Annotated in this window: 19 protein-coding genes and 2 riboswitches; of the genes, 10 read left to right on the top strand and 9 right to left on the bottom strand. The window is 34.5% G+C overall.

Going from position 1 to position 19,507, the window contains the following annotated elements; genetic code table 11:
* Positions 1 to 99: 99 nt before the first annotated feature.
* From modA to QUF93_RS03515, 5 genes are all read left to right on the top strand, one after another.
* Positions 100 to 906: a molybdate ABC transporter substrate-binding protein gene (modA, locus tag QUF93_RS03535; protein ID WP_289357876.1), complete on the top strand. Its 807-nt coding sequence runs from the start codon at positions 100 to 102 to the stop codon at positions 904 to 906.
* A gap of 5 nt (positions 907 to 911) precedes the next feature.
* The gene (modB, locus tag QUF93_RS03530; RefSeq protein ID WP_289357875.1) at positions 912 to 1,586 is read left to right on the top strand and encodes a molybdate ABC transporter permease subunit; all 675 of its coding nucleotides are present in this window, start codon (positions 912 to 914) and stop codon (positions 1,584 to 1,586) included.
* Positions 1,587 to 1,883: 297 nt separating this feature from the next.
* Positions 1,884 to 2,735: a GRP family sugar transporter gene (locus tag QUF93_RS03525; RefSeq protein ID WP_289357874.1), complete on the top strand. Its 852-nt coding sequence runs from the start codon at positions 1,884 to 1,886 to the stop codon at positions 2,733 to 2,735.
* 393 nt (positions 2,736 to 3,128) lie between these two features.
* Positions 3,129 to 3,656 (top strand): replication-relaxation family protein, encoded by a 528-nt coding sequence (locus QUF93_RS03520; protein WP_289375205.1) that lies wholly within the window; start codon positions 3,129 to 3,131, stop codon positions 3,654 to 3,656.
* A 143-nt stretch (positions 3,657 to 3,799) separates the two neighbouring features.
* Positions 3,800 to 4,177, top strand: a complete 378-nt coding sequence (locus QUF93_RS03515; RefSeq protein WP_289357873.1) for a helix-turn-helix domain-containing protein — start codon at positions 3,800 to 3,802, stop codon at positions 4,175 to 4,177.
* Here the strand turns inward: QUF93_RS03515 and QUF93_RS03510 are convergent.
* Together QUF93_RS03510 and QUF93_RS03505 are read right to left on the bottom strand one after the other, a co-directional pair.
* Positions 4,168 to 4,605 carry a hypothetical protein gene (locus tag QUF93_RS03510; protein ID WP_289357872.1) on the bottom strand — a complete coding sequence of 146 codons (438 nt, stop codon included), beginning with the start codon at positions 4,603 to 4,605 and terminating at the stop codon, positions 4,168 to 4,170. The genes QUF93_RS03515 and QUF93_RS03510 overlap by 10 nt on opposite strands.
* A gap of 179 nt (positions 4,606 to 4,784) precedes the next feature.
* Positions 4,785 to 5,450, bottom strand: a complete 666-nt coding sequence (locus QUF93_RS03505) for a hypothetical protein (RefSeq protein WP_289375203.1) — start codon at positions 5,448 to 5,450, stop codon at positions 4,785 to 4,787.
* Positions 5,451 to 5,610: 160 nt separating this feature from the next.
* Here QUF93_RS03505 and proC point away from each other — a divergent pair, with 160 nt between their 5' ends.
* The 4 genes from proC (at position 5,611) to QUF93_RS03485 (ending at position 11,303) form a co-directional block, all read left to right on the top strand.
* Positions 5,611 to 6,414: a pyrroline-5-carboxylate reductase gene (gene proC / locus QUF93_RS03500; protein ID WP_289357869.1), complete on the top strand. Its 804-nt coding sequence runs from the start codon at positions 5,611 to 5,613 to the stop codon at positions 6,412 to 6,414.
* A 1-nt stretch (position 6,415) separates the two neighbouring features.
* The gene (locus QUF93_RS03495; protein ID WP_156576835.1) at positions 6,416 to 7,249 is read left to right on the top strand and encodes a glyoxal/methylglyoxal reductase; all 834 of its coding nucleotides are present in this window, start codon (positions 6,416 to 6,418) and stop codon (positions 7,247 to 7,249) included.
* A gap of 152 nt (positions 7,250 to 7,401) precedes the next feature.
* Positions 7,402 to 7,507: riboswitch (SAM riboswitch) on the top strand.
* A gap of 132 nt (positions 7,508 to 7,639) precedes the next feature.
* Positions 7,640 to 9,280 (top strand): peptide ABC transporter substrate-binding protein, encoded by a 1,641-nt coding sequence (locus QUF93_RS03490; RefSeq protein ID WP_289357866.1) that lies wholly within the window; start codon positions 7,640 to 7,642, stop codon positions 9,278 to 9,280.
* A 382-nt stretch (positions 9,281 to 9,662) separates the two neighbouring features.
* Positions 9,663 to 11,303, top strand: coding sequence for a peptide ABC transporter substrate-binding protein (locus QUF93_RS03485; RefSeq protein ID WP_289357865.1), 1,641 nt, complete (start codon positions 9,663 to 9,665; stop codon positions 11,301 to 11,303).
* 46 nt (positions 11,304 to 11,349) lie between these two features.
* On the opposite strand, the gene QUF93_RS03480 is transcribed toward QUF93_RS03485, so the two are convergent.
* Together QUF93_RS03480 and QUF93_RS03475 are read right to left on the bottom strand one after the other, a co-directional pair.
* On the bottom strand, positions 11,350 to 12,489 hold the full coding sequence (locus QUF93_RS03480) for a YhgE/Pip domain-containing protein (protein ID WP_289357864.1): 1,140 nt from the start codon (positions 12,487 to 12,489) through the stop codon (positions 11,350 to 11,352).
* A gap of 57 nt (positions 12,490 to 12,546) precedes the next feature.
* The gene (locus QUF93_RS03475; protein WP_002115395.1) at positions 12,547 to 13,128 is read right to left on the bottom strand and encodes a TetR/AcrR family transcriptional regulator; all 582 of its coding nucleotides are present in this window, start codon (positions 13,126 to 13,128) and stop codon (positions 12,547 to 12,549) included.
* Between the two features lie 267 nt (positions 13,129 to 13,395).
* Between QUF93_RS03475 and QUF93_RS03470 the strand changes: the two genes are divergently transcribed.
* The gene (locus QUF93_RS03470) at positions 13,396 to 13,863 is read left to right on the top strand and encodes a YusW family protein (protein ID WP_289357862.1); all 468 of its coding nucleotides are present in this window, start codon (positions 13,396 to 13,398) and stop codon (positions 13,861 to 13,863) included.
* A gap of 24 nt (positions 13,864 to 13,887) precedes the next feature.
* Here QUF93_RS03470 and QUF93_RS03465 read toward each other — a convergent pair whose 3' ends face one another.
* The 5 genes from QUF93_RS03465 to QUF93_RS03445 are packed head-to-tail and all read right to left on the bottom strand — an operon-like array spanning position 13,888 to position 19,187.
* Positions 13,888 to 15,498 carry a peptide ABC transporter substrate-binding protein gene (locus QUF93_RS03465; RefSeq protein WP_289357860.1) on the bottom strand — a complete coding sequence of 537 codons (1,611 nt, stop codon included), beginning with the start codon at positions 15,496 to 15,498 and terminating at the stop codon, positions 13,888 to 13,890.
* 13 nt (positions 15,499 to 15,511) lie between these two features.
* Positions 15,512 to 16,285, bottom strand: coding sequence for an ABC transporter ATP-binding protein (locus QUF93_RS03460; protein ID WP_289357858.1), 774 nt, complete (start codon positions 16,283 to 16,285; stop codon positions 15,512 to 15,514).
* Positions 16,282 to 17,292: an ABC transporter ATP-binding protein gene (locus tag QUF93_RS03455; RefSeq protein ID WP_289375202.1), complete on the bottom strand. Its 1,011-nt coding sequence runs from the start codon at positions 17,290 to 17,292 to the stop codon at positions 16,282 to 16,284. Before QUF93_RS03455 ends, QUF93_RS03460 begins: the two co-directional genes overlap by 4 nt.
* On the bottom strand, positions 17,249 to 18,253 hold the full coding sequence (locus QUF93_RS03450; protein WP_289375200.1) for an ABC transporter permease: 1,005 nt from the start codon (positions 18,251 to 18,253) through the stop codon (positions 17,249 to 17,251). Before QUF93_RS03450 ends, QUF93_RS03455 begins: the two co-directional genes overlap by 44 nt.
* 16 nt (positions 18,254 to 18,269) lie before the next feature.
* Positions 18,270 to 19,187, bottom strand: a complete 918-nt coding sequence (locus QUF93_RS03445) for an ABC transporter permease (RefSeq protein WP_289357854.1) — start codon at positions 19,185 to 19,187, stop codon at positions 18,270 to 18,272.
* A 137-nt stretch (positions 19,188 to 19,324) separates the two neighbouring features.
* Positions 19,325 to 19,430, bottom strand: a riboswitch (SAM riboswitch).
* Between the last annotated feature and the right edge of the window lie 77 nt (positions 19,431 to 19,507).

Raw genomic sequence — 19,507 nt, 5'->3', positions numbered from 1 at the left:
AAAAATAGCTATATGTTCAAATTATATTCAATTATAACTAGTTATAATTAGTTATAATTAGTTATAATTGAATATATCAAAACAAAAGGGGATTTTTTTATGAATAAGTTCACATTTCGATCTATTGGAGTACTCATACTTTCTTTCCTTCTTATGTTCAGTACAGCTTGTTCCAGCGGAGAAAAGAAAGAAAAATCAGCTGCTAAAGAAGGGGAATCGATAGAGCTGACTATATCCGCTGCTGCAAGCTTACAAGATGCACTAAAAGAAATTGAAAAGCAATATAAAGAGAAAGAACCAACTATTCAACTTTCTTTTAACTTCGGTGCTTCTGGTGCACTTCAACAACAAATTGAACAAGGTGCACCCGCTGATTTATTCTTCTCTGCAGCAGAGGATAAATTCCAAACTCTTGTTAAAAAAGGATTCATTAATGAAAAAGAAGGGAAAAATCTTCTTGGAAATGAACTAGTTCTAGTCGTTCCAAAAGATAGTTCTCTTACAAAATTTCAAGATTTAAAAGATGAGAAAATCAAAAAAATTGCACTTGGTACACCCGAATCTGTACCTGCAGGAAAATATGCAAAAGCTTCTCTAACACATGAAAATCTTTGGAATGACATTCAAAATAAAATCGTATTTACAAAAGATGTTCGCCAAGTGTTAACATATGTAGAAACAGGTAATGTTGATGCCGGTATTGTATATAAAACAGACGCTCTCGTTTCAGACAAAGTGAAAATTGCAGAGGCAGCAGCGGCTAATTCTCATGAGCCAATCCACTATCCTTTAGGTGTTATAAAGGAATCTAAGCATAAGAAAGAGGCGACTTCATTCTATGAGTATTTGCAATCAAAAGATGCACAATCTATCTTTAAGAAATATGGATTTACAATCCTGCCATAATTGCTATGAGCTTTAATACAATTTTGTCACCTGTCTTTCTATCTTTGCGAGTAGCTGCGTGCGCCACCATTATCGTTACGATTTTGGGAACGATTATTGGACGAGCATTAGCGCGCTCCTCGTGGCGATATAAAGTACTACTAGAAACTATTTTCTTATTACCAATGGTGCTTCCACCAACTGTTATCGGCTTTTTTCTAATTATCATTTTCGGAAATAACAGTCCCATTGGAAAGTGGATTGAATCATTATTTCAGCAGTCCATTATGTTTACATCTACTGCTGCTATCATTGCTTCTACAGTCGTTGCATTTCCGCTCATGTATCAATCAGCAAAAACAGGATTTTCTATCGCAAATGTACAAATTGAAGATGGCGCACGCGACCTTGGTGCAAGTGAATATCAAGTTTTTCTACATGTTACACTCCCGCTTGCATTTCCTGCGTTACTAAGTGGTATGATTTTAAGCTTTGTTCGCGCACTCGGTGAATTTGGTGCAACTTTAATGTTTGCAGGAAATATACCTGGCAAAACTCAGACGATTCCAACGGCGATTTATATGGCTATTGATGCAAGTAATATGCAACTAGCTTGGACACTTGTAATCATAACGATTAGTATGTCCCTTCTATTCTTACTATGTATTCAACTCATTAATAGAAGAATTACTACTTCTTAAAGCAACTTTCGACAAAAGTTGCTTTTTATTTCCCGAAAAATAAAATGATTTGATTAATAACTGAATTTTACCTCTTATTTAAATATACATTTTATTTGAATTTACTTTCTAAAATAGGTAATTTCCTGTTATTATATGAAAGTGTTTCAAAAAATGAAGAAATGAAAACGCATTTATATCGTAAATTCTTCATCCTGTTTTGGCGATCGGTAATCTTCTACTCTATTAGTGGGGCATTACCAATCGTTAGAACGATATGTAATTATATTGGTATAGAAAACCGAAGGGAGTCTTGTAATGGACATTTTATTAGCGCTTCTTCCTGCAATCGCATGGGGAAACATCTTATTAGTAAGCGTAAAAATGGGCGGTGGTGCATATAGCCAAACGGTAGGTATGACAATCGGTGCTCTATTCTTCGCAACAATTATGTATGTATTTACTCAACCAACTTTAACAATGACAGTCTTGATTGTTGGCTTTATTTCAGGTTTATTCTGGGCTTTAGGACAAGTAAACCAATTAAAAACAGTTGAAAAACTAGGTGTTTCAACTACTGTAACTATTTCTACTGGTATGCAGCTTGTTGCAACTACTATCTTTGGGGTTATCGCTTTTCGTGAGTGGACTACTACTACAACGATTGTTCTGGGAACGATTGCAATCCTATTAATCGTAGTTGGTGTTGTATTCACATCATTAGATGATAAAGAAAATGCACAGCCACCAGGACAATTGAAAAAGGGACTTCTTACTTTAATTGTTTCTACTTTCGGTTATCTTGTATATGTAATTATTATTCGTTGGTATAACATTGATGGTTGGTCTGCTATTTTACCACAGGCAGTCGGTATGTTTGTTGGTGCAGTTGTACTGACATCTAAACATAAACCATTTAACAAATATGCAATTCGTAATGCTTTATCTGGTTTACTATGGGGAACAGGAAACTTATTCTTACTTCTTTCATTACCACGTGTCGGAGTAGCAACAAGCTTCCCATTATCTCAAACTGGAATCGTTATCTCAACATTCGGCGCAATTGTCTTCTTAGGTGAAAAGAAAACAAAACGCCAATTGATCTTTATTGCACTAGGTAGTGTTTTAATTATCGGCGGCGCTGTATTGCTTGGTATGACGAAAGCATAACACCAAACACCCAATTTCTCTTTAATTGGGTGTTTTTTTCTGTACATATGCACAGGAATCACTTTCAAACGTACTATACATTACAAGGCATTTTTTCACTCCAAAACCTTTCTTGCTTAAGAGCTAACTATTTATATAGTTAGCTTTTTTTCTATATAAATTTAAATTTATTAATTCGAATTTAATGATTATCTTCTCGCTTTTTCTAAGAATAGTACAATACTCCCTTATATATACTTACAATAGTAACCCCTACATTTGTTTTCACTTTAGAAACTGTAGTATGACATATGTCTCAAATATTGTTTCTACTATAAACAACAAAAGGAGGGCTTATTTTTGCTCACATGCCGTGATAAAGAAATTATTAATGCTTTACACCTATTCCGCTGTATGTCTCGTGATCAAATTGCTCAAATTTTTTTTAGAAATTTAAAAAACCCAATTACATCAGCAAACTTTGTTTTAAAAAGGCTAAGACGCGAAAATTATATAGAAGCTAATACTACATTACAACCTTATGTTTATTTTCCAACACCTTCTTTAATTAAAACTAACTCTCAAAAATTGAACCATTATTTGGCGATTGTAAATTTTTATATAGACGTATGCAAATACAAACAACCAACTATTTTTGAAGTAGAGAAAAGATATGGATCTACTTTTATGCAACCCGATATATATATGTTATGGGACAAAAAGGAATTTTTTGTTGAAATTCAAATTTCCAGATATTCTTCTGCTATAATGGAAGAAAAGCTAGAACACTATAGAAATTATTATAAATCTAAAAGATGGGTCTCTCATTCTAACACTCTATTCCCTTACATATGGATTATTTCTAAAATAAATTATCCCATTCAATGTAACGAATTCAACATTATACAAACACCTTCGGTTTCAGCATATTTGCAAAAGTAAACTTCTATATATATATTTTTTTTGGTCTTTCATACCAAAAAAATATATATTTGATTATTAAACCAAAACTCAAAAAAGTTTGCCTTTTCCAATTTTTTTTGAGTAGAATAAAATTGTATGCAATTTTCTAAGGTGGGAAAAAAATGAACATTAAGATTAAAGAACTCCGTAAAAAAAATGGAGATACCTTAAAAAGTCTAGCCCAAAAACTCAATTATGATTATAGTAATCTTTCTAAAATTGAACGGGGTATTTACACACCATCTTTAACATTGTTAAAAAGGATAGCAAATATTTATGATGTAGACATGTGGTATCTTTTAAGCGATGAGGATGAAGAAAAAAAAGAAAAAGATGAAAATGAATTTCTTCAAGATTTAGATATGGATTTAAAAGAACTAAGTATCAAATACAATATTACCCTAGATGGAAAATCTATAACTGAAGATGAGATGGAATTCATTATTCATATTATTCGTCAGTTACGACAAGCAGTTGAAAATAAAACTATTCAACCATAAAATTCCGAATAATCAAAAATCATTACCCCTTTGGTCATATCCAACACTTTATCATCCGCTGTCATTATGATACAACGACCATATACTTCTTCAACTGCCTTGTTCTTCATTTTCCTTTGTAAAGAAATTACATATACATTCTTCATAGGATCTAATATGCAATAAATTACTTTTGTTCCTTCATAGGCTTCTCTATAAATATCGAGCAACTTATCGACAGTCTCTCGTCTAGTAAAAATTTCTCTAGGAGACTTGTTGATAAATTCCTCTCTTTTTAGCCCGATCAGCTTTAAAAGTCTGGGATCAATGTCCGTATAAATAAAATCGTTATTTTTCCTTCGAAATTTAAAAATCATTTCCCCGTACATTTCCCTATAAACTTTTATTACCTTACAAAGGACAATAGCCAAATCTATATCTTTCTCCATAACACCCTCCTAAATGTTAATTTTACTATATTATATTTAAGCACAAGTCATTTTTTTCATTATTATCTGTATTTTCACAAAAAATTCAAATTAAGGAGCTAGTTAAAAAATCCGGCTCCTTAATATAACATACCTATTCTTATGAATCCAATAAATAAGCGGAATGTTCAGAAAACTATTTATGCAGATGAATTGCTTTGTTTATCAATATTTGAGATTGCGACAACATCACAAATAGAAATAATCCCCATACCTAATTCTTTCACTTTCACTATAACTCCCCCATTTCGGAGCTCTACAATCTCAGCGCATTGAAAACAATCATTCCCCACATAAAAATCAGCAACAGCAACCGCTTTCAAAAACTCTTCCACCGCACCTTCACAACAATTGAAACACTCATCATTTTCTTTTACTTCACTCATTGATACTGCGGTCACTTCCATCCTTTCAAATACGCTCGTTATATGACAAATCGGAATGACATACTCACAACCTTCTTTTTTTACTTTAATCATATATTCATTTATCTCGTCTAAAATTACTCCATCTAATTTATACGATGTTACGTTTTTTACTCCTACATTAATATTTGATTGAAGTGGGATGCACCTTAAATATTCCTGTATAGCTAAGGCGCAGCAATCACATCCGCAATTCCCATTAGTCCCATCAACTCCTGCTGGGCCCATTGGACCAGGCTTTCCTGTTGCTCCTGTTGCTCCTGTTGCTCCTGTTGCTCCTGTTGCTCCTGTTGGACCTATTACTTCTATTGGACATGGTGCAATAGGAGGCATGAATTTGTCACAATGGATATTTCGTTTGTTAAAATATTCCTCTCTCATCTTTAACTTCCCCTCTGTATATATTTAGTACACAATATCCTATACAAAATAAGGACAAAGGTTCGAAATACAAATAAAATTAGGCTTTTTCTTTTACAATTCACTTTTAAAAATGGTATCGTTTTTTATAACATATCTCCACTAGAAAGGAATAAAGGATATGCCTAATAAACATCGAATTTTATTTATTGGTGCCGGTCGTATGGCAGAAGCTATATTTTCCGGATTACTCAAAACAAGTAAAGAATACATTGAAGAAATCATCGTTTCCAACCGAAGCAACATAGAAAAGTTAGAACAATTACAAGGGCAATATAATGTGTCCATCACTACAGATTGGAAGCAGCATATTACATCCGTTGATACGATTGTTTTAGCAATGCCACCAGCTGCACATGAACAGTTATTACAGGAGTTATCCCCTCTTCTAACTGATCAATTTGTCGTGACAGTTGCTGCTGGAATCGGACCATCTTATCTAGAAGAAAGACTTCCTCAAGGGACACCTGTTGCTTGGATTATGCCAAATACAGCTGCTGAAATTGGAAAGTCTATCTCCTTATATACAATGGGACAATCAGTAACCGAGATGCATCAGGAAACCCTGCAACTGCTTTTAAGAGGAATTGGCACTTCGCAACTTTGCACTGAGGAAGAAGTGCATCAACTTACTGCAGTTACTGGAAGTGCACCAGCCTTCCTTTATTACTTTGCCGAAAGCTTAATTGAAGCAACAATAAGTTATGGAGTCGATGAGGCAACTGCAAAACATCTTGTCATTCAAATGATTTCTGGCTCTGCTTCTATGCTTGAACAAACGCAAGATCCAGCTAACCTCCGCGAACAAGTAACAACACCAGGGGGTTCCACAGCTGAAGGTCTCAAAACTTTATATGAGTATAATTTTTCAGAGGCAATTCAAAAAGCAGTAGAAGCAACAAACAAAAAAGCTAGGGGGAAATAATATGAGTTTAACAAGTTTAAAAGACTATACAACATTACATAACGGTGTAAAAATGCCTTGGTTCGGTTTAGGTGTTTTTAAAGTAGAAGATGGTTCAGAAGTAATTGATTCTGTAAAAGCAGCAATTAAAAATGGCTACCGCAGCATCGATACTGCTGCAATCTATCAAAACGAAGAAGGCGTTGGACAAGCGATCCGTGAATCAGGTGTTTCACGTGAAGAATTATTCATTACATCAAAAGTGTGGAATAGCGATCAAGGCTATGAAACAACACTTCAAGCATTTGAAACTACATTAGAAAAATTAGGTCTAGAATATTTAGATTTATATTTAGTACATTGGCCTGTAAAAGGGAAATATACTGAATCATGGAAAGCGTTAGAAAAGCTTTATAAAGACGGCCGTGTTCGCGCTATTGGTGTGAGTAATTTCCACATTCACCATTTGCAAGATGTATTTGAAATCGCTGAAATTAAACCAATGGTTAACCAAGTAGAATACCATCCACGTTTAGCTCAAGAAGAATTACACACTTTCTGTAAAGAACATAATATCCAGCTTGAAGCTTGGTCACCATTAATGCAAGGACAATTACTTGATAATCCAACGTTACAAGAAATTGCGACAAAATATAATAAATCAACTGCGCAAATTATTTTACGCTGGGATTTACAAAACGAAGTTGTAACAATCCCTAAATCTATTAAAGAACATCGCATTATTGAAAATGCAAATATATTCGATTTTGAATTAAGTGCTGATGACATGAAAGCAATTCAAGCACTCAATGAAGATCGTCGCGTTGGTCCAGATCCAGATAACTTTAACTTCTAGTAGAAAAACCACTGCCATATGCAGTGGTTTTTCCGTTAAAGAAAACTGAAAATTTAAACTACATTTCATTAGGTTGACACTTCATTATCCAAGGTGTAAGATTTTGAATTATCAAAGAAACACAAAAATTAATAAAATTTATTCGTTTACTCATTGTATCAAGAGAGGTGGAGGGACTGGCCCTTTGAAACCTCGGCAACAGGTTCATTTTGAATACTGTGCCACTTCCTGCAAGCCTTATGGCTTGAAAGATAGAATGAGGGAATTCGTTTATATACGGGTGCATAACTTGTACGTAAAAATCCCTCTTTCTCAATATGAAAAGAGGGATTTTTTATTTTTCATTTCCCTCATCATCACCCAAACTTAATTATTTAGGAGGAAAATCAAATGAAAAAGAAGTTTGTACCCGGTATTGCATCAGTTGTAGGAGTAAGTATTTTATTAACTGGTTGCGGTAGTTATAAAAACGAAGCAAGCGGAGCAAATGCAAAAGACGAGGCACCTAGTAAACAGGTTTTAAACTTATCTTCACCTACTGAAATACGAACAATGGATACAGCTCGTGCTACAGATACTGATTCTGGTCAAGTAATGAGAAACGTATTTGAAGGTTTGTATAATCTTGGTGAAGGTAACAAACCTGTCCCTGGCGTTGCAAAATCTCATGAAGTAAATAGCGATAAAACGAAATACACATTCCATTTACGAGATTCAAAATGGTCAAACGGTACTCCTGTTACCGCGAAAGATTTTGTCTTCGCTTGGCAAAGAGCTGTCGATTCAGCAACAGCCTCTGAATATGCATTTCTATTCTTTGATATTAAAAACGCAACAAAAATTAACAACAAAGAACTTCCAGCCGATCAACTTGGTGTAAAAGCAGTTGATGACCATACGTTTGAAGTAGAATTAGAGCGTCCTGTTCCGTACTTTATTAGCTTAACAGCGTTCCCAACATTTCTACCAATTAACGAAGAATTCTTTAAAGCACAAGGTGATAAGTACGCTTTAGAAGATAATACAATTTTGTACAACGGGGCTTTTACACTAAGTGATTGGAAGCACGAACAAAGCTTTAAATTCAAGAAAAATCCTACCTATTGGGATAAAGATAATGTCAAACTGGAAGAAATCAATTTTAACGTCGTAAAAGAAAAATCGACAGAAGTAAATTTATTCGAGTCAAAACAATTAGACCGTATAAAACTAACATCTGACTTCGTTGATAAATATAAAAAAGATGCTAACTTTAAAGAGCGTCCGAACGTAGGCGTACAATTTTTACGTATGAATCAACAAAACAAAGTACTTCAAAACGTTTCTGCACGACAAGCAATCGATCAAACAATCGATAGAAAATCCTTTGTAAATACGCTCTTAAATGATGGTTCTACCCCAACTTATGGCCTCGTGCCACAAAACTTTGCAAAAGGACCTGACGGAAAAGACTTCCGCGTTGCAAACGGGGATTTAACAAAGGTTGATACAAAATCTGCACAAGAACTATGGAAAAAAGCAAAAAAAGAACTTGGTTCTGAAAAAATCACATTAGAATTATTAACAAGTGACGGTGACCTTGAGAAGAAAACTGGTGAGTTCTTAAAAGGACAACTAGAAAAGAATTTAGAGGGCTTAACAGTAAATATAAAACCGCAACCGCGTAAGCAACAAGTTTCACTCTTATTAAAAGGTGACTACGAAATTGGAATTGACGGTTGGAGCCCTGACTTTGCTGATCCAATTACATTCCTTGAATTGTTTACAACGAATAATCCTTACAACTTAGATCATTACTCTAATAAAGAGTTCGATGAAACAATAGAAAAAGTGAAAACGACTTTAGCTGGTGATGAAAAGGCTCGCTTTGACGCATTACTAGCATCAGAGAAAATATTATTTAAAGACTCTGTTATCGCTCCTCTTTACCAAAAAGGAGAATCTTATTTAGAACGTTCTTATGTGAAAGGCATTGTGCAAGTAGACTTTGCAGGTCAATTAAACTTCAAATGGGCAAAAATTGAAAAATAAATTGTAACTTTGACCAACGTTATTCCACCATACTAATTATTTTTTCACAAAACGCATTAAAAGTAGGTTCCTTAATACACCGGAATCTACTTTTTTAATATATTATTTCAAGAAATTAACATTCTATTTTTATTATTGACATATAGTTCTTTCCAGTGTTAATATTCTAAATAATCAAAGAAACGAAATATTTCACCATCAAAATATAATGTCTACTACGTTGAAACATATAACGACAGATTATAGTTCAACATGTATATACATATAGAACACCTGATTACCTATAAACAAATATTCATAATAGGTTTTATCTCCTTCTATAGCTACTTCAAGACATGGACATTATGACGTTACGAACAACACATTTAGGGAGGAAAGAACAATGAAGAAAAAAGTCGTACCTGTTGTTGCATCTGTTTTAGGGGCAAGTCTACTATTAACTGCTTGCGGTGGGAATAAAGATAATGCAAGCGGAGCGAAAGCAAATGATAAAGCACCTGATAAACAGGCAATTAACTTATCATTCGCTTCAGAAATTCCAACAATGGATGTTGCAAAAGCAACGGATGGGGAATCCATGAACGTAATGCGAAACGTTTTTGAAGGGTTATATGCAATGGGAGAAGATAATACACCTATTCCTGGTGTTGCTGAGTCGGTTGACGTTAGTCCCGATAAGACAAAATATACATTCCACCTGCGTGATTCAAAATGGTCAAACGGTACTCCTGTTACAGCAAAAGACTTCGTCTTCGCTTGGCAACGTGCCGTAAATCCTGATACAGCAGCTGAATATGCATTCTTATTCTTCGATATACAGAATGCGAAACAAATAAACCAAAAACAATTACCCGTTAATCAATTAGGTGTCAAAGCTCTTGATGAAAAAACTTTAGAAGTACAACTAGATCGTCCTGTTCCCTACTTCTTAAACTTAACGACATTCTCAACATTCTTACCAATTAATGAAGAGTACTTAAAATCTCAAGGTGATAAATACGGTTTAGAAACAAATCATTTAATTTACAACGGCGCTTTCACATTAGATAACTGGAAACATGAACAAAGCTTCCAATTGAAGAAGAACCCTAACTATTGGGATGCTAAAACTGTAAAATTAGAAGAAATCAACTTCAATGTCGTGAAAGATAAATCTACAGAAGTTAACTTATATGATTCAGGACAAATTGATCGCGTTGCTTTAACTGCAGAGTTTGTTGATAAATATAAGGGCGATGCAAACTTCAAAGAACGCGCTGAAGTCGGCATTCAATTCCTACGACTAAATCAGAAAAATGCAACACTAAAAAATCAACATGCACGCCTTGCTATTAACGGAGCAATGAATAAAAAAGCATACGTAGAAACAATTTTAAATAACGGTGCAATTCCAGCTGAAGGAATGGTTCCTGCGAAATTCGCAAAAAGTCCAGAAGGCAACGACTTCCGTAAAGAAAATGGAAACCTAGTCAAAGATGATGTGAAATTGGCGAAAGAAAACTGGAAAAAAGCGAAGCAAGAACTTGGTACTGACAAAGTAACAATCGAACTATTAACAAGTGATAATGCTTTAGCTAAAAAGACTGGTGAATATTTAAAAGGTGAACTAGAAAAGAATCTAGATGGATTAACAGTGAATTTAAAACCGCAACCACGTAAACAACAGTTGAAACTACTATTAAGTGGTGATTATGAAATGGGAATTGATGGCTGGGGCCCTGACTTCGCGGATCCTATTACATTCTTAGATTTATTTACAACAGATAGTGCTTATAACTTTGATAAATACTCTAACAAAGAGTACGACGAGCTAATTCATAAAGTAAAAACTGATTTAGCTGGCGATGAAAAAGCACGCTTTGAAGCTATGAAACAAGCTGAAAAAATCTTATTACAAGACGGTGCTGTCGCTCCTTTATACCAACAAGGTCGCTCTTACTTACAACGCGGATTTATTAAAGGACTTGTAACAACTGACTTCGGCGGTGAATTTAACTACAAGTGGACAGAAGTTGCAAAATAGTAAGTACCATAAAAAAGGTATCCAATTGAAGGATACCTTTTTTATTTTATACTTCTTTAACTATAGAACTTCTTCCCTTTACCATTCCTTTTATAACTATAGCAATTCCCGCTACCAATTGTGTAACTAAAATAATGAACAATAATGAAATAATATTTTTCTCTAAATTAACTCCGCCGAATATTATTGTATAATAACCATTCGCTGCGTATGTTGCGGGAAATAACTCACCGATTATTTGATATGTTTTAGAAAGCATCTCATGTGGCACTATTACACCCGAACTTACAAGTTGTAACGATAGTGAGATAATATTAAAAATCATACCTACATTTCCAAAGACAGTTATAAACATTTGTGTTAATGAAAGAAATGTAAAGAAGACTATCGCTTGAAACACCCATATACTCCATACTGTTTCGTGTACTTCAATTTGGAATCCCTTCATCAAACCAATTGTAATACATGCAAGCAAAATTGATACTGTACCGTTAATGATTTGTCGTGATATGAAATTACTCCAACCGTTCTCTACTTCTTTTGCAACTTTTGATAATTCCATGCTCATAACCATTGCTCCTACAAATGATGCTAATACAATCATTAGTGGTACCATATTAACTGAAAATCCTTTTGCATCATTTACTTTATGAACTGTAAAGCCAATTGAATCTCCTGTTAAACCTTTTATCACTTCCACATTCTCAGGTCCTACAGCTTGTAATTTCCCCACAATCTCTTGTTTCTTATAACTTGCTATTTCCTTATTTACATTATCTCGAATTTGTTTTGCTGCTCCTTCCATCATTTGCTTCGCCATCATGGCATTCGCTTGATTAATGTGGAAGTTTAAATTTGTTTTTCCTGTTTCATTTATATCTTTTGAAAAAGAAGCAGGAATTTCAAGAATCATATCATACATATGGTCATTCATTTTTTCATTTGCTTTTTCCATAGACCGTTCTTTCTTCACTTGAAATGGTAGATTTCTCTGTAAGCCTTCTGCTATTTTACTCCCTATATTTCCATCCTCATTCACAATAGCAATACGCATTTGATCTGCTCTTTCGTTCACTCCATCATATGCCGTTAACCACACACAAAAGAAAATAAGTTGGAACGATAACGCCACTACTACTCCTACATACGTACCAGGTAATTTTAAAAATTGTTTTAATGCATTCATCTTCTCTCTCCTCACTTTGCAAGTAAGTACTTACTTGCATTTTATTTTAAATAAATACTAGGGTCTTAAAGCCCTAGCATATAAAACTATATTATTCTCAATAAATTTCTCATCATCAATTTCCATAAGTCGGTTTTCAAAACGCAATTTAGATAGGTAATAACCAAAATTAATCCATATAAAATTCATTACTTGCGCTTCAATATTTGTATGAATAATCTTGCCCTGTTCCTGCATCTTGGCAAAATAAATTATTAATTCCTCTTTTAATCCTTGTGGAATTTTAGAGATTTCCTCATCTAATTCAGGAAATTCTCTGGCCTCACGTATACCGATAAAAATAATATCTTTTATGCTATTTAAAAATCTATGATAATGCCTTGCTAAGTTTTTTAAATCCGTTTCTAATTCCCACACAATTTCTGTTTGCAAAAACTGTTTTAAATGCGGTACATATGAAAACTCAGCAACAGCTGCTTCAATAACACCTTTTTTACTTTTAAAATTACGAAATATCGTTACTTCATTAACACCAGCACGCATTGCAATTTCTTTCGTCGTTGCTGCCGTATATCCTTTTTCTTTCACTAATTCAATCGCCGCTTGAATAATTTTTTCTGCTGTCTTTGAGCGCGCCATAAAACCCTCTCTTCCTCATGCAAGTGATCACTTACATTTTGATTATATTACTTTTTTAATAATTGTCAATAATTCTCTTTCGCTTCTTTTTGCATTTCAGTCCCTCCTCACAACTTCAATTTACCATATACATACAAATCAGTTTTGATTTAAATTGCGAATTAATCCTTGAAGCCAGCAGAAAGGAATTTATTTTCAACGCATACATAATTACATGTTTTTTGGAAAAACTTGTATAGAACAAATTTACATAAGGAGGAATTTATAATGAGAATTTTACTATCAGCTTTATTAGCTCTTATGCTAGTACCTGCATTAACAGGATGTAAAGCTCCTGCAAAAGAAGATACAACTTCTGATAAGAAAACGACTGAAGAAGCAAAAAATGAGGCCCCTGCAGATTTAAAACTTAATTTTAATGAATTCAGTTTAGATGCAGACTATCAAGATACGAAGAAAGATTACGAAGCTGATTATAAAAATGTAGCAGCAGATAAAAAAATGGAAGCAAAACTTGAAGACCATAAATCAAATGCGAAGTTTACAGGTGACGAGGCTATTACAAAATTAAGCCCACTTCTACAAGAATTAAAATTTGATAAAAACACACCTGACCAAGAGGTAATTGATCAAGTAGTAAACGTGTTCAAACTTGATAAAGACTACCAAAAGTTCGATTTAGAAGTTGTCTTCTCTGACGGAACGAAAAAAGAATATAAAAGAGAAATAAAATAAAGAAGTAGGCGGTTGCCTACTTCTTTATTTTTTAATTTTCACGTATCTTAGTTCTGGACTAGAACCGATAATGAATTGGACGCCAGATACTGATGATTTTTGTAAATACGAAGAGCTTGGGAAAATAATTGGGATTAATGGTGTATCATCAAACATAATATCTTCTGCTTTATGCAGTATATCAAAGCGTTTATTTTCATCTTGTTCTGTTTTTGCCTGATTAATTAAATCATCAAATTCTTTATTATACCATTTTGCATAGTTACTAGGACCATCACCCGCATATAACTCCAAGCGAGCACTAGGATCTAAGTTAGAGCCCCCCCATCCCATATAAGCTAATTGGAAGTCACTTTGCTTATATGTATCGATATAACTCTTCCACTCCTTATTTTCTAATTTAATATCTACACCAAGATTTTTCTTAAACATTTCTTGCATTGCTTCTGCTACTTTTTTATGTTGTGTATCTGTCGTGAATTTTAATGTTACTTCAGGTAATGTAGACCAACCTTGTTCTTTCATACCTTCTTCTAATAATTTTTTCGCTTCTGTTGGATCAAACTTTACGTAATCGCCTTTTTCTTTACGGAAATCACGACCACCTTGTGTTTTTGCTCCTTCTGGAACGAATGCATATGCTGCTTGTGCATTATTTTTATACAATTTTTCAACGATAAATTTACGATCAACTGCTAGTGAAAATGCTTTACGTACTTTCGCATTTGTAAATGGCTCTTTTTCTACGTTAAAGGAATAAATATACGATGAGAATCCTGCAACACGTTTATATTCTTTATTTCCTTTTTCTTTCTCAATCATTTCTTGTGGTAAACCACTTAATAAATCTAATTCTTTTGATTTAAACAATTGATAAGCTGTTTTAGAGTCTGGAATAATACGAAACTCAATTTCTTTTAATGTTACCTTTTTATCATAGTATTCTTTATTTTTTTGCACTGTAATTGCTTGGTTATGTTTCCATTCTTTCAACGTGAATGGCCCGTTCGTAATTAACTCTTTTGGATCTGTTTTTAATTTATTATTATCATCAATCGACTTTTTAGATAATGGAATAAATAATGAACTTGCTAGTTTTTGTTTGAAAGAGGCAACTGGATATTCAAGTGTCACTTTTAACGTTTGAGGATCAACGACTTGAATACCAACTTGTCCTTCTTCACCTTTTCCAGTATTATATGCCTCTGCACCTTTAATAAAATACATTTCTGTCGCATTCATAGAACCCGTTTGAGGATTTAATAATCGCTTCCATGCAAACTCAAAATCATTTGCTGTAATAGGAGAACCATCTGACCATTTAATATCTTTCTTTAAATGAATTGTATACTCAGTTCCATCAGCATTTACTTCTTCTTTTTCCGCTAACTCATTATGAATTTTTCCATCATTGTCCTCCGTATATAAACTTGAGAATAAATTCCCAATTACATATCTTGAAGTAGTATCTGTCGCAATGGCAGAATCAAGCGTATATGGATCACTACTAATATTCGTTACTAATCGATCTCCTTCACCCTTACCAGCACTCGCTTTTTGCGTCTCTTTCTTACCGCAAGCAACAGAAGTAATCGCTAAAACAGTCATAATGACAAACAGTAAAAACTTCTTCATCCTACATTCTCCTTTAACCTGAAATTTTTGGTGTTGATGCTAATAATGTTTTTGTATAAGAATGTTGTGGATTACGGAAAATTTTTTCCGTATTTCCAAATTCAACAAGTTCCCCTTTGTATAAGACAGCCACCTTTTCACATAAATAGTGAACCATCGGTAAATCATGCGCGATAAATAAATATGTATAGCCTTGTTCCTTTTGAATCTTTTGCAGCAGATGTACAATTTGGATTTGCAGTGAAACATCTAATGCTGAAATTGGTTCATCAAGGATTAAAACTTCTGGCTCACATAATAACGCTCTTGCAATAGCGATACGTTGACGTTGTCCCCCGCTAAATTCATGTGGATATCGATCAATATATCGTCTATCTAATCCAACACGCTCTAGTGCATCACCTGCGACTTTATCTTTCAATCCTTTATCGCCTAAACCGAATGAAATATAGCCTTCTGTTACAATATCGCGTACTTTCCAGCGCGGATTTAATGCAGCTGTGGAATCTTGAAAAATGAACTGTACTTTCTGCAAGAAATCCCGCTTATAAGCTGACTTCAGCTTGTGAACAACTTGACCGTTATAATCAATTTCACCAGACGTTGGACGCTCGATCCCAGCTATGAGCTTACCAAGTGTTGTCTTTCCAGAACCACTTTCTCCAATAATGCCAAGCGTTGTTCCTTTGGGGATAGAAAGTGATATACCTTTTAACGCTGCGATTTCTTTATTTTTACTTCCATACGTTTTCGTTACTTGCTTTACAGTAATTAAATCTGTCGTCATGAGGCATTCACCTTCTCTTTTGATTTCGCTTTATTATGCTCCAGAATGTGCTGCCAACAATGTGAACTATGCTCCTCAGAATATGTTGTTCTCTCTGGGAATCGATGAATACATTCTTTTATCGCCACTGGACAACGATTTACAAACGGACAACCAAAGCTATTTAATGTTTCAATAGAAGGTGTCGTTCCTTCTATTGCACGTAATACTTTTTCAGAATCATCCATATTCGGAATTGCTTGTAATAAGCTTTTCGTATATGGATGTTTAGGAGAACCTATTACCTCTTCTATCGTTCCTTTCTCGACAACACGTCCCCCATACATAACAACTACTCGATCCGCTACTTCACGCACAAGCGCCAAATCATGAGTAATTAATAAAATACTCGTATTTTGTTTTTCTTTCCGCTCTTTTAATAGCCCCATAATTTGTTTCTGAATCGTTACATCTAACGCTGTTGTCGGCTCATCTGCAATAACAAGCTTTGGATGACAAGCAAATGCAATTGCTAAACAAATACGCTGCCTCATCCCCCCGCTTAATTGATGTGGATATTGTTCAAAGCGTTTCTCTGCTTCATGTATCCCTAAATCATTTAGTAAATTAATCGCAATTTTTTTTGCTTCTTTTTTCGATTTCTTTTCATGCTGCAAAATCACTTCTGTAATTTGTCTACCTACCTTCATCGTTGGATTTAAAGATGAAAGCGGATCTTGAAAGATAAAGGAAATATCTTTCCCGCGAGCTTGATTCCACTCGGATTCTTGTAAATTAGTTAACTCCTTCGATTCGAAAGATACATTTCCAGCATCGATATGAATTGATTCTTGGTTTAAGCCGATAATAGATTGCGCTGTAACACTTTTTCCCGAACCACTTTCTCCTACAAGTGCAACTATTTCACCTTCGTTAATAGAAAAGGAAACATGCTTCACAATTGCTTGCTTACTATTCTCTTTTTCAACGGCTAACGTTACGTTTTCTAAAGATAAGAGCTGTCCCATGTTTTTTCTCCTTTCGATTTCGTTTTACAATCTTCGGATCAATTGCATCTTGCAAACCATCACCAATTGCATTAAATGCGAACATAATGAGTGCAATCATGATTGCTGGGAAGAATAGTTGCCACCACTCTCCGCTCAATAATGTTCCTAGTGCATCGTTCGTCATCGTCCCCCAACTCGCTGCTGGTGATTGTACCCCAAGTCCGATAAAGCTTAAAAATGATTCCGAGAAAATAGCTGCTGGAATTGTAAATGATAAATTTACGATAATAATACCTGTTAAGTTCGGAATGATATGTCCATATATAATCTTCATATGCGATGTACCTAACCGTTCTGCTGCGATAACAAATTCTCTTTGTTTCAAAGATAAGACTTGTGCTCTAATGAGACGCGCCATGCCAATCCATCCCGTTAATGCAAGGGCGATTATAATTGTAAAAAGTCCTGGTTTCATAACGATTAATAGTAAAATAACAATTAACAAATATGGGATACCGTATAGTACTTCAATCCCTCTTATAATCCACTCGTCAATTAACGTTCCAAGGCCATTACGTCCTCTCACATATCCACTAAAGCCACCGATTAGTACACCTAATCCTATATCAAGGGCAGCCGCTACTAATCCAACTGTTAGTGATATTTTCCCTCCAGCCCAAGTACGCGCCCATATGTCTCTCCCTAAATCATCTGTTCCGAACCAATGCTCACTACTAGGTGGGAAGTTTGTTGCTTCTTTTACTTGTTCACTCGCAGTGAATGGCGTTAAACTTTCACCGATAAGAGAGAAAATAATAATTAGTAATAACGTTACTGTCCCTAAAACTGCGATTGGATTTGATACAAATTTACGAAATACTTCTTTCTTTCGGCTAATCGTTTGCTGATCTTTATTTATCGTTAATTCTTTCTTCTCTTCATTCGTTAATAACTCGTCATTAATTTCATAAGCCCCCATTTAAACATCCCCCTCCTTACGTAATAGAACGAATGCGCGGATCAACAATACGATGAATAATATCTGTAATAAAAATACATACAATTAATAGCGCACTATAGAAAATGGTCGTTCCCATAATCACCGGATAATCTCGATTAAAAATACTATCTACAAAATATTTTCCTAGACCAGGAATTGAAAAGATTTTTTCAATAACGAAAGTCCCTGTTAAAAGTCCAGCCATTAATGGGCCAACAAATGTAAGTACCGGAACAATCGCATTTCGAAGAGCATGTCTTATAATGATTTTCTTAATTGGTATACCTTTTGCTCTCGCTAGCTTAATATAATCACTCTGCAACACTTCAATCATATTAGAGCGAACAAATCTTGTAATAACCGCGATTGGCCCTAACGCTAATGCGAAGGAAGGTAATACAGTATGATCAAATGTTCCCCAAGACGCCACTGGTAGTAATTCAAATTTGATGGCGAATACTTGTATAAATAGTGGCGCTAAAATAAAACTAGGAATAGAAATACCAAGAATCGCAAGCAAGCTCACACTATAATCAATCAATTTCCCATGATATAGCGCCGCAAATGTACCTGCTACAATTCCGACTAACAACGAAATAACAAGTGCTTGTAGACCAATAATTGCCGATGGACCAAAGCCAGTTGTTATAATTTCTGATACACCTTGTCCGGTTGATTGAACAGATTCACCAAAATCAAAATGCACTACGCCATCTAAATAAGCAACATATTGATTCCATAACGGTTCATCAAGGTGATACTTCGCTCTCATGTTTTGGATCACTTCTTCAGGAAAGATTTTCGCATCTGATGAAAATGGATCTCCCGGAATAATATGCATAATTAGAAATGTCACTGTCGTAATAACCCATAGTGTGAACACCATAACCGATAATTTTTTAATTACATACACTTCAATAACCCCCTAAACACATGAATTTACTTTGTTTTATGAACGTACTTTTTTCCATTACTCCCTTTTCTCTTTTTAGAATACAAAAAGCCTTGATCTTAAAAAATAAGATCAAGGCTTAATAAACAAAGGCCCATCACTTATCTTTCAAGACTTGCTTGCTGGAATTAGCACGGTGTTCATCTTGCAGAACCCGCTGCTGAGGTGTCATAGGGCCAGTCCCTCTACCTCTCTGGATAAGTAAATTGCTATATTATTATTTGGTTCAAATTGTATATTTCGAATTATAATTCTGAAAAAATGAAAAGTCAATCAAATTG

This window comes from Bacillus hominis (genome assembly GCF_030348325.1).
In the GTDB taxonomy this organism is placed as follows: domain Bacteria; phylum Bacillota; class Bacilli; order Bacillales; family Bacillaceae_G; genus Bacillus_A; species Bacillus_A hominis.
Note: the sequence above shows the minus strand (reverse complement) of the source record. Positions and strands in the feature narration are given on the sequence as shown.

What these genes read in the sequence shown, in the direction of transcription:
- modA (WP_289357876.1), top strand. Translation starts at nt 100, where the DNA reads ATGAATAAGTTCACATTTCGATCTATTGGAGTACTCATACTTTCTTTC.
- modB (WP_289357875.1), top strand. Translation starts at nt 912, where the DNA reads ATGAGCTTTAATACAATTTTGTCACCTGTCTTTCTATCTTTGCGAGTA.
- QUF93_RS03525 (WP_289357874.1), top strand. Translation starts at nt 1,884, where the DNA reads ATGGACATTTTATTAGCGCTTCTTCCTGCAATCGCATGGGGAAACATC.
- QUF93_RS03520 (WP_289375205.1), top strand. Translation starts at nt 3,129, where the DNA reads ATGTCTCGTGATCAAATTGCTCAAATTTTTTTTAGAAATTTAAAAAAC.
- QUF93_RS03515 (WP_289357873.1), top strand. Translation starts at nt 3,800, where the DNA reads ATGAACATTAAGATTAAAGAACTCCGTAAAAAAAATGGAGATACCTTA.
- QUF93_RS03510 (WP_289357872.1), bottom strand. Translation starts at nt 4,605, where the DNA reads ATGGAGAAAGATATAGATTTGGCTATTGTCCTTTGTAAGGTAATAAAA.
- QUF93_RS03505 (WP_289375203.1), bottom strand. Translation starts at nt 5,450, where the DNA reads ATGAGAGAGGAATATTTTAACAAACGAAATATCCATTGTGACAAATTC.
- proC (WP_289357869.1), top strand. Translation starts at nt 5,611, where the DNA reads ATGCCTAATAAACATCGAATTTTATTTATTGGTGCCGGTCGTATGGCA.
- QUF93_RS03495 (WP_156576835.1), top strand. Translation starts at nt 6,416, where the DNA reads ATGAGTTTAACAAGTTTAAAAGACTATACAACATTACATAACGGTGTA.
- QUF93_RS03490 (WP_289357866.1), top strand. Translation starts at nt 7,640, where the DNA reads ATGAAAAAGAAGTTTGTACCCGGTATTGCATCAGTTGTAGGAGTAAGT.
- QUF93_RS03485 (WP_289357865.1), top strand. Translation starts at nt 9,663, where the DNA reads ATGAAGAAAAAAGTCGTACCTGTTGTTGCATCTGTTTTAGGGGCAAGT.
- QUF93_RS03480 (WP_289357864.1), bottom strand. Translation starts at nt 12,489, where the DNA reads ATGAATGCATTAAAACAATTTTTAAAATTACCTGGTACGTATGTAGGA.
- QUF93_RS03475 (WP_002115395.1), bottom strand. Translation starts at nt 13,128, where the DNA reads ATGGCGCGCTCAAAGACAGCAGAAAAAATTATTCAAGCGGCGATTGAA.
- QUF93_RS03470 (WP_289357862.1), top strand. Translation starts at nt 13,396, where the DNA reads ATGAGAATTTTACTATCAGCTTTATTAGCTCTTATGCTAGTACCTGCA.
- QUF93_RS03465 (WP_289357860.1), bottom strand. Translation starts at nt 15,498, where the DNA reads ATGAAGAAGTTTTTACTGTTTGTCATTATGACTGTTTTAGCGATTACT.
- QUF93_RS03460 (WP_289357858.1), bottom strand. Translation starts at nt 16,285, where the DNA reads ATGACGACAGATTTAATTACTGTAAAGCAAGTAACGAAAACGTATGGA.
- QUF93_RS03455 (WP_289375202.1), bottom strand. Translation starts at nt 17,292, where the DNA reads ATGGGACAGCTCTTATCTTTAGAAAACGTAACGTTAGCCGTTGAAAAA.
- QUF93_RS03450 (WP_289375200.1), bottom strand. Translation starts at nt 18,253, where the DNA reads ATGGGGGCTTATGAAATTAATGACGAGTTATTAACGAATGAAGAGAAG.